The 12,801-nt window shown below is 64.0% G+C and carries 11 protein-coding genes; 5 read left to right on the forward strand and 6 right to left on the reverse strand.

Going from position 1 to position 12,801, the window contains the following annotated elements:
* Positions 1 to 13 precede the first annotated feature (13 nt).
* Positions 14 to 1,306 (reverse strand): M16 family metallopeptidase, encoded by a 1,293-nt coding sequence (locus NKH19_RS05815; RefSeq protein WP_352868840.1) that lies wholly within the window; start codon positions 1,304 to 1,306, stop codon positions 14 to 16.
* Positions 1,307 to 1,320: 14 nt separating this feature from the next.
* Complete coding sequence (thrC, locus tag NKH19_RS05820) at positions 1,321 to 2,718, reverse strand: threonine synthase (RefSeq protein WP_352981937.1); 1,398 nt, start codon at positions 2,716 to 2,718, stop codon at positions 1,321 to 1,323.
* Positions 2,719 to 2,846: 128 nt separating this feature from the next.
* Between thrC and NKH19_RS05825 the strand changes: the two genes are divergently transcribed.
* Entirely contained in the window at positions 2,847 to 3,575 is a 729-nt protein-coding gene (locus NKH19_RS05825; protein WP_352981938.1) for a hypothetical protein, read from the forward strand.
* A gap of 25 nt (positions 3,576 to 3,600) precedes the next feature.
* On the opposite strand, the gene NKH19_RS05830 is transcribed toward NKH19_RS05825, so the two are convergent.
* A complete protein-coding gene (locus NKH19_RS05830; RefSeq protein ID WP_352968564.1) occupies positions 3,601 to 3,765 on the reverse strand; it encodes a type II toxin-antitoxin system RelE/ParE family toxin in 165 nt (54 codons plus the stop codon).
* Positions 3,766 to 3,963: 198 nt separating this feature from the next.
* Positions 3,964 to 4,653, reverse strand: coding sequence for an HAD family hydrolase (locus NKH19_RS05835; RefSeq protein WP_352981939.1), 690 nt, complete (start codon positions 4,651 to 4,653; stop codon positions 3,964 to 3,966).
* Between the two features lie 163 nt (positions 4,654 to 4,816).
* Between NKH19_RS05835 and NKH19_RS05840 the strand changes: the two genes are divergently transcribed.
* On the forward strand, positions 4,817 to 5,950 hold the full coding sequence (locus tag NKH19_RS05840) for a site-specific DNA-methyltransferase (RefSeq protein WP_352981940.1): 1,134 nt from the start codon (positions 4,817 to 4,819) through the stop codon (positions 5,948 to 5,950).
* Positions 5,951 to 6,005: 55 nt separating this feature from the next.
* Here the strand turns inward: NKH19_RS05840 and NKH19_RS05845 are convergent, their stop codons facing one another.
* Entirely contained in the window at positions 6,006 to 6,617 is a 612-nt protein-coding gene (locus tag NKH19_RS05845) for an HAD family hydrolase (protein ID WP_352981941.1), read from the reverse strand.
* On the reverse strand, positions 6,610 to 7,755 hold the full coding sequence (mutY, locus tag NKH19_RS05850) for an A/G-specific adenine glycosylase (protein ID WP_352981942.1): 1,146 nt from the start codon (positions 7,753 to 7,755) through the stop codon (positions 6,610 to 6,612). Before mutY ends, NKH19_RS05845 begins: the two co-directional genes overlap by 8 nt.
* Before the next feature lie 55 nt (positions 7,756 to 7,810).
* Between mutY and NKH19_RS05855 the strand changes: the two genes are divergently transcribed.
* The 3 genes from NKH19_RS05855 (at position 7,811) to smc (ending at position 12,782) form a co-directional block, all read left to right on the forward strand.
* Positions 7,811 to 8,311, forward strand: a complete 501-nt coding sequence (locus NKH19_RS05855) for a DUF721 domain-containing protein (protein ID WP_352981943.1) — start codon at positions 7,811 to 7,813, stop codon at positions 8,309 to 8,311.
* Between the two features lie 163 nt (positions 8,312 to 8,474).
* Positions 8,475 to 9,218 (forward strand): DsbA family protein, encoded by a 744-nt coding sequence (locus tag NKH19_RS05860; protein ID WP_352981944.1) that lies wholly within the window; start codon positions 8,475 to 8,477, stop codon positions 9,216 to 9,218.
* A 105-nt stretch (positions 9,219 to 9,323) separates the two neighbouring features.
* Entirely contained in the window at positions 9,324 to 12,782 is a 3,459-nt protein-coding gene (smc, locus tag NKH19_RS05865; protein WP_352981945.1) for a chromosome segregation protein SMC, read from the forward strand.
* The last annotated feature ends 19 nt before the right edge of the window (positions 12,783 to 12,801 follow it).

Raw genomic sequence — 12,801 nt, forward strand, 5'->3', positions numbered from 1 at the left:
CGCTTTGAGGGGCTTAGACGGCGAGCTTGCGGGCCGTGGTCTGCGTGCCTGCGAGCGATTCGAGGATCGTTTCGTATGGCGCCAGTGTGCCCACAGGCCCGACAGCGGTAAGCGTCGGCTTGGTCGAGAACAATCGCGACGACAGATCGGTCAGCCGCTCGATCGTCAGCGCCGCCAGCCGTTCCATCAGTTCCTCCTTGGCGATCGGCCGGCCAAACAGAAGCAGTTGCCGTGCGATCTGCGAAGCCCGGCTGGCCGGGCTTTCGGCGGACATGATCAGCCCGGCGCGATACTGGGCACGCGCACGGTCGAGTTCTTCCTGCAGGATTTTCTCGCCGGCCTTCTGCAGTTCGTCGATGATGACAGGCACCAGTTCGGCGATGTCGCTCTGGCCGGTGGCGGCATGGACGCCGAAGACGCCCGTGTCGGAAAAGCCCCAATGGAAGGCATAGACCGAATAGCACAGGCCGCGTTTTTCGCGGACCTCCTGGAACAGGCGCGACGACATGCCGCCGCCGAGGATCATCGACAGCACCTGCGAGGCGTAGAAGTCGCGCACATGATAGGCGCGGCCTTCGAACCCCAGCACGATCTGCGCATCCATCAGGTCGCGATCCTCGCGGAAGTCGCCGCCAACATATTGCGCATATTGCGGGATGGTGCTGTCGGCCTTGCTGCGGAAGCCGCCGAGCTGCTTTTCGACCTCGCGCACGAAATTATCGTGCTTGATGTCGCCGGCAGCGACGATCACCATCCGCTCGGCGCCATATTGCCGTTCGATGAAATCGTGCAACTGCTTCGAGGTGAAGGATTTGACGGTTTCCGGCGTGCCAAGGATCGAGCGGCCGATGGTCTGGTGGCGAAACGCCGTCTCGGTGAAGCGGTCGAAGACGATGTCGTCGGGCGTGTCGTGCGCGGCGCCGATCTCCTGCAGGATCACATGCTGCTCGCGTTCGAGTTCCTGTGGGTCGAACTCGGACTCCTGCAGGATGTCGGCAAGAATGTCGACGGCCAGCGGCACATCGTCGGAGAGCACCCTGGCATAGTAGGAGGTGGTCTCGACGCTGGTGGCGGCGTTGATCTCGCCGCCGACGTCCTCGATCTCCGAGGCTATTTCGAAGGCGCTTCGCCTTTTCGTACCCTTGAACGCCATATGCTCGAGCAGATGGGCCATGCCATGCTCGTCGTCACGTTCATTGCGGGCACCCGACTTGACCCAGGCTCCAAGGGCAACCGATTCGATGCTTTGAAGGGTTTCGGTGGCGACTGTCAGGCCGTTCGACAGACGGCTTACCTCAACACCCATATGGCTACTACTCCCTAACGCGCCGCCCGTGCACGGCGGCCGACGTAATCTTCCACCATTTTCAGGTCGGATGGAAGTACCGTGTATTTTTCCTCCGATGTCATCAACCCACCTAGCCATGCGGGCAGTGCGGGCGACACGCCGCTGGCGGCTTCGACGGCGGCCGGAAACTTTGCCGGATGGGCGGTGCCCAGCACCACCATCGGCACCGCGCCTGACGCCTTGCCCGCCGCGACATGCACGGCTGCCGCGGTGTGCGGATCAAGCAGGTAGTTGCTGGCCGCGAGCGTCGAGCGGATGGTGGCGGCGACCTCGTCCATATCAGCGCGGCCGGCATCGAATTCGGACCGCATCCCGGCGATTTGCTGGGGTTCGATGGTGAAAGCGCCGGACTGCTTCAGGCCGTCCATGTAGCGCCGCACGGTCGCGGCGTCGCGGCCTGAGGCCTCGAACAGCAAGCGTTCGAAATTGGACGACACCTGGATGTCCATCGACGGCGAGGTGGTCGCAAAGACGCCTTTGGTGCGGTATTCGCCGGTCGCGAAGGTCCGCGCCAGGATGTCGTTGTCGTTGGTGGCGATGACCAGCCGTTCGATCGGCAGGCCCATCTTCTTGGCTGCGTAGCCGGCGAAGATATCGCCGAAATTGCCGGTCGGCACTGTGAAGGAGACCGGCCTGTCCGGCGCGCCGAGCGACAGCGCCGAGGAGAAATAGTAGACGATCTGGGCCATGATGCGGGCCCAGTTGATCGAATTGACGCCAGAAAGCGCAACCCGGTCGCGAAAGCCATGATCGTTGAACATGTCCTTGAGCAGGCCCTGGCAATCGTCGAAATTGCCTTCGATCGCCAGCGCGTGGACGTTTTCAGCCGTCGATGTCGTCATCTGCCGCTGCTGCACCGGCGAGACGCGACCGTGCGGGAAAAGGATGAAGATGTCGGTGCGGCTGCGCCCGGCAAACGCATCGATTGCCGCCCCGCCGGTATCGCCCGACGTGGCGCCGACGATGGTGGCGTGCTGATCGCGTTCGGTAAGCACATGGTCCATCAGCCGGGCGAGAAGCTGCATCGCCACGTCCTTGAAGGCGAGCGTCGGCCCGTGGAAGAGTTCCAGGATGAAGGTGTTGGGGCCGGTCTGCACCAGCGGGCAGACGGCCTCGTGGCGGAAGGTGGCATAGGCTTCGCGCACCAGGCGTTCGAAGACGGGTGCGGGGATTTCGTCGCCGAGAAACGGCGACAGCACGCGGATGGCAAGATCGGGATAGGCAAGGCCGCGCATGGCGCGGATCTCGGCCGCGGAAAACCGCGGCCACTCGCGCGGCACATAGAGCCCGCCGTCGCGCGCCAGGCCAGCCAGCACGGCGTCGGAAAATCCAAGAACGGGGGCTTCCCCGCGGGTACTCACATATTGCATGTCACAAATCCGTTACTGCTTGGCTTTTCCGTCCACCGCAAGGTGGTTAATTTCCGCGCTGGCTCAGTCGCATTTTTGCCGTGCGGTTGATATACGTCACCAGCTTTGCGAGAGGGAAGTGCAGTTTCATGGCGTTTCGTACATTCAGTGGTCGCTTTTTGGCGGGTCTTGCGCTCACCGGCTTTATGCTTGCCGCCGCCGGCTGCCAATCGGGCGACAATGGCATCCTGAACCTCGGCATCGGCAAGAAGGACCCAACGGCGCCACCTCCGCCGCAGGATCCCAAAATACTGGCCAGCCAGTTGCAGGCCTATTGTCCGAGGGTGACGGTGCGAGACGGCACGGCATTCTACAACACCTATTCCAAGGACGCCCAGAAGCCCAAGCCCAGGCTCAAGAAGACGGGAGACGCCGCGCAGGACGCCGCGGCTCAGGCTGAGGCCGACGCCGCCGCTGCTACTCCGCCCGACGAGTCGGCGAACATCATCTACCAGGCATCGGTCAGCGACGTGACACGCGACTGCAGCCGTGCCAACGGCCAGTTGACGATGAAGATCGCGGTCGCCGGCAAAATCGTGCCGGGACCGAAATTCTCGCCCGGCACCATCACCATGCCGATCCGCACCGCCGTGATGCATGGCACCGAGGTCCTTTACTCGCAGCTTCACCAGTATCAGGTCCAGGTCACCGACCCCTCGGTCGCCACCCAGTTCGTCTTCACCGATTCCAATGTCGTCGTGCCCGAGCCGACGGCGCAGGACTATCAGGCCTTTGCCGGCTATGATGAAAACGCGCCGAAGGCAACGACGGACAAGCCGAAGAAGACCCACAGGAAGAGAGCTCCGGCGACGAATTAAGCGACGAACACAAGACATGGGCGGGCTATGTGAGGCCCTCCGGCCATTCTCTGGCCCCATGGACAACGGCGATGATTTCAATGTCGCTGCCGCGCACCCGGTAAACAACGATGTAGGGTGTCCGCGCTATCACAAGCTCGCGGGTTCCGCCCGCTCGCCCCTTGCGTCCGATCATGGGATTTGACGCCAAGAGTTCGTCGGTGCGGCCAATTAGCTAGATCATTTCAAGCTCAATCGTCATGGCGCAATTATCGCAGAGCCATCAGGGTTTTGAAACGAAAAACCAGCCCCAAAATTGCAGCATCGCATCGTACAACTCTGAAGCACGAGAACGGTAGGCCGGCCGGGCGAGAAAAGTCCCGCCACGAGGGCGGAATTCAATCATACCTCAGGCATCCGCCGACCACTCCGACAGCGCCGCGACCACGCTTTTCAGCTCCGCCCATCGGCGGATCACCGTTTCGGCGCCGGCCTCGGTCAGCGCGTCGGCATGGCCGGGATAGCTATGGGTGGCGCCGGTGAAGCCGATCACCCGCATGCCGGCCGCCCTGGCGCCGTGGACGCCGTGCACGGAATCCTCGATGACGAAGGTGTTCGACGGGTTTGCGTTGAGTTTCTCCGCCGCGAACAGGAACACGTCCGGGGCAGGTTTGGTTTTTCCGGTCGGTGTTTCCATCGCGGAAAAAATGCGGTTCTTGAAGAAGGGCATCAGGTGAACCTTCTCCAGCATGAATTCGATCCGCTCCGAGCGTGAATTGGAACAGATGCAACGCTGCATTGTCACCGCGGCGACTGCCTCGCGCGCGCCATCGATGGCACGTACGTCGCTGCGCAATTTACGGTCGACCAGCTCTTCGGCGCGGTCGATCAACGATACCTGGAATGGGATGCTGGACTTCTCCTCGACCCGCATCATGATGTCCTTGAACGTCAGACCAGCGTAGGTCTCGGCGAGTTCTTCCGCGGAGATTTCGTACCCGGCTAGGGTCAGTAGCTCCGCCTCGACGCGGGCGGCGATGATTTCGGAATCGACGAGCACGCCGTCGCAATCGAAGATGACAAGGTCTGGCTGGGGCATGGTGATCCGGACAATGGGAGGATGAAGGGGCCTCGGGAGGCTCAGGCGGCGCGGCATACACCAACAGGGCCACCTTCGCAAACTCTGCAGTCTTCACCGAATATTTACGCTGATCGGTAACCATAACGGAGAGTAAACAGTAACGCGTGCCTTGGGTGTCAGAATGTCTGCCGTGCGTCTTCTCGACGAGCTATCCCATGCTCCCCAGCAATCCGAATGGCTGGACACGATCCTCAAGGGCGATTGCGTCGCCACGCTCGACCGGCTGCCCGAAAAGTCGATCGACGTCATCTTCGCCGATCCGCCCTACAATCTGCAGCTCGACGGCGACCTGCACCGCCCTGATCAGTCCAAGGTCGACGCCGTCGATGACGACTGGGACCAGTTCGAGAGTTTCGAGGCCTATGACGCCTTCACGCGTGCCTGGCTCCTGGCGGCGCGGCGGGTCCTGAAGCCCAACGGCACCATCTGGGTCATCGGCTCCTATCACAACATCTTCCGGGTCGGCGCCAAGATGCAGGATCTCGGCTTCTGGATCCTCAACGACGTGGTCTGGCGCAAGACCAACCCGATGCCGAATTTCCGTGGCCGCCGCTTTCAGAACGCGCATGAGACGATGATCTGGGCTACGCGCGACCAGAAGGGCAAGGGCTATACCTTCAACTATGAAGCGATGAAGGCGTCCAACGACGACATCCAGATGCGTTCCGACTGGCTGTTTCCGATCTGCACCGGCGGCGAGCGGCTGAAGAACGACAATGGCGACAAGCTGCACCCGACGCAGAAGCCGGAAGCGCTGCTCGCCCGCATCATGATGGCCTCGACCAAACCGGGCGACATCGTGCTCGATCCCTTCTTCGGCTCCGGCACCACCGGCGCGGTCGCAAAACGCCTCGGCCGCCATTTCGTAGGCATCGAACGCGAGCAGGCCTATATCGACGCCGCCAACGAGCGCATCGATGCGGTGCGGCCGCTGGATGGCGCGGATCTCACCGTGCTTACCGGCAAGCGCGCCGAGCCGCGCGTCGCCTTCGTCAGCCTGATCGACACCGGGCTGATGATGCCGGGCGCGACGCTCTATGACGCCAAGAAGCGCTGGGCGGCCAAGGTGCGCGCCGATGGCACGGTGGCGATCGGCGACAGCGCCGGCTCGATCCACAAGATCGGCGCCGAAGTGCAGGGGCTGGATGCCTGCAACGGCTGGACCTTCTGGCACTATGAGCGCAGCGGCGGCCTCACCCCGATCGACGAGCTTCGCCGCATCGCACGGCTTGGCATGGAGCGGGCAGGGGCCTGAGCCCTGCCAATGGTTTCGAATTCCGTTGGTTCAAAGGTTCAACGGATCGCTGGAATCACGCCTTGATTCCGAGACGCTCAAGGTCTGCTTGAAGCGTCTTCGCATCGGTGAACAGCACCGACTGCCAGCCGGCCGCCTTGGCGCCGTCGACATTTTTCTGGCTGTCGTCGATGAACAGCGTGGCCGATGGCTCCAGCCCGAATGCGGCGACGTGATGATCGTAAATGCCGCGATCCGGCTTGATCATGCCGATCTCGCCGGAGATGGTGACGCCGCGTGGCCGGTCGAGAAAATCGAAGCGCTCGCGTGCCTCGGCCAGCGTGTCGCTGGCGAAGTTGGTCAGCATGGTCACGTCGTGGCCGCCCTCGATCAGGCCGACCATGATGGCGACGCTGTCGTCATAAGCGTGCGGCACCATTTCGTGCCAGTGGCGGCGGAAACTGCGGATGTTTTCCGCGTGTTCGGGATGGTCCGCGATCAGCAGCGCCTCGGCCTCTTCCCAAGTCCGGCCGCGGTCCTGCTCGATGTTCCAGTCATGCGTGCAGACATTGTCGAAGAACCACTTTCTCTCCTCGGCATCCGGAATGAGGCGGCTGAACGGAATGTTGGGATCGTAGTGGATCAGCACCCTGCCGATGTCGAAAACGATATGGCGTATTTCAGTCATGGGGCCTCTTTGCATGGTGTGGTGACGGCTTTTTCGTCGCGCCGGGTATCGCAGCCTCGATTGCCTTTTTCATGACAGTGGGCAGCGCCTCGCCGGAAATCTCGTTGGCGAGCGACCAGAAATGCCCCTCCGGCGCACCACCTTTGATGTGGGCGTGAAAGACTTCGAGTTCGAGAGCGAAATGCGTGAAGACATGGGCAATCTGGCCGGCACGCCGCCAGTCGGCAGGGAAAGGCGCGGCCGCTTCCGTGGTGCCCCCATCGATCCGCGCGGTCCAGCCTGTCGTCGGCACTTCGGTCATGCCGCCAAGCAGGCCCTTCTCCGCCCGTTTGCGCAGAAGAATGGCACCGTCGCCCCGCACGGCGACGAAGGCAGCGCCGCGCCGCAGGGGCTTGTCGGCCTTGGGCAGGCGCACTGGGAAGTGCTCGGGATCGCCTGAAACGACCGCGCTGCAGTCTTCGCGCAGCGGGCACAGCATGCAGCGCGGCCGGCGCGGCGTGCAGATCGTGGCGCCGAGGTCCATCATCGCCTGGGCGAAGTCGCCCGGCCTTGTCCCTGGCACCATGCGCTGGACATAGGCACGGATCTCGGGCTTGGCCTCGCTCAGCGGCGTGGTGATCGAAAACAGTCGGGAGATGACGCGTTCGACATTGCCGTCGACGACGGCGGCAGGGCGGTCGAAGGCGATCGCCATGATGGCCGCCGACGTATAGGCGCCGATGCCGGGCAGTTCTCTCAACCCCGTCTCGGTGTCGGGAAACCGGCGGCCACGCAGGGCCACCAGATCGGCACAAGCCTTGAGATTGCGGGCGCGGGAGTAGTAGCCGAGCCCGGCCCAGGCTTTCATCACATCCTCGGTCGGCGCCGCGGCCAGTGCCTCGACATCGGGCCATTTCTCGACGAATACCTTGAAATAGGCCTTCACCGCTTCGACGGTGGTCTGCTGGAGCATGACTTCGGACAGCCAGATGCGGTAGGGATCGGGCCTCACGCCGCGCGCATGCTCAGGAGGTGTGATCCGCCACGGCAGCTCACGGTGATGCACATCGTACCAGCCGAGCAGGCGGGACGCGATATCCCCGGATGCGGCTATGCTATCTCTAGATGCGGTCTTGCGGGTCTGGTCTGCTGGTGCCATTGATCGGGAATTGGCCTTGGCCGATACTGATGAAGGTCGTGGCTGGAGAACGTACATGGCAGGGAGAACGCCCTACGGCAATCCCGTCCCGGTCAGCGATCTCGCGACCAAGATCCTCGATCCGGTCCTGCGCAGGCGGGCCGGCATTTCGATCGGCCTCGTCCAGTCATGGGAAGAGATCGCCGGGCCACGGCTGGCCAGCCACTCGCGCCCCGAAAAAATCCAGTGGCCGCGCCGCATGCATGAGGACGATCCGTTCGAGCCGGCGGTGCTGGTCATCGCCTGCGAAGGCATGGCGGCGCTGCACTTGCAGCACGAGACCGGTGAGATCATCAACCGGGTCAACGCCTTCCTCGGTTTCACCGCCATCGGCCGCATCAGGATCCTGCAGAAGCCGGTGACAGCCGACAAAGGAAGGCGCAGACCGGCCCTCAGGCCGCTGACAGCGGCCGAGAAGACGAAATTGTCGGGAACCGTCGGCCTGGTCGACAATGATGAGTTGCGCGCCTCGCTGGAAAGACTTGGCGCGACCATTATCGGGGAGAGGAAGGCATAGACCCCCTGAAGAACGTCATGGATTTGTCGTCAATATCTCGCATTCGTGATCGCCCTTGTCAGGTTTCGCGATTGGATTGGGGATCGAGATGCCTTAATTCGCGCCAACTCTCGCCTTTTCGTGCCTTTGCATTGCAAAATCCAACCCTTGTCAGGTGATTCGTATGAACCGTCCCCCGTTCGGCCAAAGCTTGTCTCGCAGAAACGTCCTGTCTTCGCTGGCCGCCATTCCGGCGGTCGCCCTGCTCGCCGCCTGCAGCGACTCCGGCGAGGAAGCGAAGGCCGCGGATGTGAAGCCTGCGAACCCTGCCACTCCCGCGAAGCCCGCCACGCCGGCCGCCGCAACCGCGCCCGAAGCCCAAGGCACCGTGGATATGGCGGAATTGCTGAAACCCGGTGCGCTGCCCGACAAGCAGCTTGGCAAGGACGACGCCAAGGTCACCATCGTCGAATACGCCTCGATGACCTGCCCACACTGCGCGCATTTCGCGGAGACCACCTTTCCGGAACTGAAGACCAAGTACATCGACACCGGCAAGGCGCGCTACATCCTGCGCGAATTCCCGTTCGATCCGAGTGCCGAAGCCGGTTTCATGCTGGCGCGCTGCGCCAAGGATAACTATTACCCTATGGTCGACGTCCTGTTCAGGCAGCAGGCGAACTGGGTTGGCGTTCAGAACACCAAGGATGCGCTGCTGCAAATCTCGAAGCTCGCCGGTTTTACACAGGAGTCCTTCGAGGCCTGCTTGACGGACCAGAAACTTCTGGACGATGTGAGATCGGTCCAGAAGCGCGGCGCTAATGAATTCAAGGTCGACTCGACGCCGACCTTCTTCATCAACGGTAAGACTTACAAAGGGGCGATGTCGATTGAGGAAATGTCGGCCATCATCGACCCTCTGCTCTGATGTCCAGTCAGCACTGAGGCGGCGGCGCTTCGGCGTGCGCGGCTTCTTGTCGTGCCGCGAATTCCTTTTGCAAAACCACGGATATCCGCTTAGTGGGCGGCGCGAATGAAGTTTTCGCGCCTTCGCCTCCTCGGTTTCAAGTCCTTCGTCGAGCCCGGCGAGTTCGTCATCGAACGCGGACTGACCGGCATTGTCGGGCCGAATGGCTGCGGCAAGTCGAACCTGGTCGAGGCGCTGCGCTGGGTGATGGGCGAAAGCTCCTACAAGAACATGCGCGCGTCCGGCATGGACGATGTCATCTTTTCCGGCTCGGGCACGCGCCCGGCACGCAACACCGCCGAAGTCACGCTTTTCCTCGACAACAGTGATCGCTCGGCGCCCGCTGCGTTCAACGATGCCGATGAATTGCAGGTGTCGCGCCGCATCGAGCGCGAGGCGGGCTCGCTCTACCGCATCAACGGCAAGGAGGCGCGCGCCAAGGACGTGCAGCTTCTGTTCGCCGACCAGTCGACCGGCGCGCGTTCGCCGTCGATGGTAGGCCAGGGCCGTATCGGTGAACTGATCCAGGCCAAGCCACAGGCGCGCCGCGCCCTTCTCGAAGAGGCGGCCGGCATTTCCGGCCTGCACACGCGCCGCCATGAGGCAGAGCTGCGGCTGAAGGCGGCCGAACAGAACCTCGAACGGCTGGACGACGTCGTCGGCGAACTGGAAAGCCAGATCGAAAGCCTGAAGCGCCAGGCGCGCCAGGCCTCCCGCTTCAAGAACCTGTCGGCCGATATCCGCAAGGCCGAAGCAACGCTGTTGCATCTGCGCTGGACGCTGGCCAAGACCCAGGAGGGCGATGCGCGCTCGGCACTTGCCGTTGCCACGGCGCTTGTCGGCGACCGCGCCGCCGCACAGATGGCCGCCGCCCGCGAGCAAGGCATCGGCGCTCACCGCCTGCCCGATCTGCGCGACGCGGAAGCCGCCGCAGCCGCCGCCTTCCAGCGCCTGTCGATCGCCAAGTCCCAGATCGAGGAGGAAGCCGGCCGCATCCGCGCCCGTCAGAGCGAGCTCGAACGCCGGCTTCAGCAACTCGACGGCGACATCGCGCGTGAGGAGCGCATGGTCCGCGACAATGCGGATATCCTCGAACGCCTTCGCAGCGAGGAAGCCACGCTCAATTCCGAAAATGCCGGTGCCGCCGAGCGCGAGGCGAGCACCCGCGCCGCCTTCGGACAGGCGGCATCGACGCTTTCGCAAAGCGAAGCCAAGCTCGCCACGCTGACCGCCGAGCGGGCAGAGGCTGCCGCCGCGCGCAACCAGATCGAACGGACGCTGCGCGACACCGCCGAGCGCCGCGACCGCTTCGCGCGTCAGCTTGCCGACGTCGACCGCGAATTGTCGGAGATACTCTCCAAGGTCGCCGGCCTGCCGGATCCGGCCGAGAAGCGCGTGCTGGTCGAACAAGCCATGGCGCTGCTGGAGGAAGCCGAGGCTGCCATATTGGAGGCCGAACAGTCGGTTATCGATGCCCGCGCCACCGAAAGCGCTGCCCGGCCGCCGCTTCAGGATGCCAGGGCCGAGCTGGCGCGGATCGAGACGGAAGCGCGCACGCTGGCCAAGATACTCAATGCCGCCAGCGGCGACCTTTTCCCGGCCGTGCTGGAACAGATCAGCGTCGAGCGCGGTTTCGAGACGGCGCTGGGTGCGGCCCTTGGCGAAGACCTCGACGTGCCGCTCGACCGCAGCGCGCCGGTGCATTGGGGCGAAAGCGGAATCCAGTCCGGCGACGCGGCTCTGCCCGAGGGCGTCAGGAGCCTTGCCAGCGTGGTTCGCGCCCCGGCACAGCTCGCCCGCCGCCTGGCGCAGATCGGTATCGTTGTATCAGGCGATGGCCGCCGCCTGCAGGCCCTCCTTGCTCCCGGCCAGCGGCTGGTCAGCCGCGAGGGCGCGCTGTGGCGCTGGGATGGCTTTACCGCCAGTGCCGACGCACCGACCGCCGCCGCACAGCGGCTGGCGCAGAAGAACCGGCTGGCTGAGCTCGATGCCGAGGCGATACAGGCGACGCTTGTCCTGCGTCAGGCCGAAGAAGCGTTGGCGCAGGCCGAACAGGCGCTTCGCCTGGCGAGCGAGGCCGAGCGCAATGCGCGCCAGGCCGGTCGTGAAGCCCAGCATCGGCTGGACGCTGCCCGCAATGCGCTGGCTGAGGCCGAACGGGCCGGCGGCGAATTGCAGAGCCGCCGCGCCGCACTGGATGAGGCGCGTGCGCGCATCGTCGACAGCCATGAGGAGACCTCGGCGGCCTTCGCCGAGGCGGAAATGCTGCTGCAGGACGCGCCCGATCTCGGCGACCTGCAATTGCAGCTCGAACAGTCCTCGGCCAATGTTGCCCGCGACCGCGCCACGCTTGCCGATGCGCGTGCGGTGCACGAGGGTCTGCGGCGCGAAGCCGAGGCGCGCGCGCGCCGGCTCGATGCCATTGGCGCCGAGCGCGGCAACTGGCTGGAGCGGGCTGAAAACGCCTCGACACAGATCGCATCGCTTGGCGAACGCAAGGCCGAAGCCGAGGCCGAACGCGAGCGGTTGGCGGATGCGCCCGATGAAATCGACGCCAAGCGGCGCGCGCTGCTGTCGCAGCTCACCGAGGCCGAGACTTTGCGCAAGGCGGCGGCCGACCGTTTGCAGGAAGCCGAGAACCGGCAATCCGAACTGGACAAGGCCGCCACCGGCGCCATCCAGTTCCTGGCCGAGGCGCGCGAGACCCGCGTTCGCGCCGAAGAGCGGCTGACCGCGGCCGACGAACGTCGGCTGGAGGTCGAGGCACGCATCCAAGAGACGCTGAACACGCCGCCGCATCTGGTCATCCGCCATACCGGTCTGGAGGCTGACAGCCCGATGCCTGATATGGCCGAGATCGAGCGTCAGCTCGATCGGCTGAAGATCGAACGCGAACGGCTGGGCGCCGTCAACCTGCGCGCCGAGGAAGAGCAGAAGGAGCTTTCCGACCGGCTCGAGGCGATCGTGTCGGAACGCGAGGACATCATCGAGGCGATCCGCAAGCTCAGGCAAGCAATCCAGAGCCTCAACCGCGAAGGCCGTGAGCGGCTGCTTGCCGCCTTCGACGTCGTCAACAGCCATTTCCAGCGGCTGTTCTCGCATCTGTTCGGCGGCGGCACGGCGGAGTTGCAGCTGATCGAATCCGACGATCCGCTCGAGGCAGGGCTCGAAATCCTGGCCCGCCCGCCCGGCAAAAAGCCGCAGACCATGACGCTGTTGTCCGGCGGCGAGCAGGCGTTGACGGCGATGTCGCTGATCTTCGCGGTGTTCTTGACCAATCCGGCGCCGATCTGCGTGCTCGATGAAGTCGACGCCCCGCTCGACGATCACAATGTCGAGCGCTTCTGCAATCTCATGGACGAAATGGCAGCCACCACCGAGACGCGCTTCGTCATCATCACCCACAACCCGATCACCATGGCGCGCATGAACCGGCTGTTCGGCGTGACCATGGCCGAGCAGGGCGTCAGCCAGCTGGTGTCGGTCGACCTGCAGGCGGCCGAAGCGATGCGCGAGGCGAGCTGACGCGTCGCGCGCCACGCCG

The organism is Mesorhizobium sp. M1338 (assembly GCF_040318045.1).
GTDB lineage: Bacteria > Pseudomonadota > Alphaproteobacteria > Rhizobiales > Rhizobiaceae > Mesorhizobium.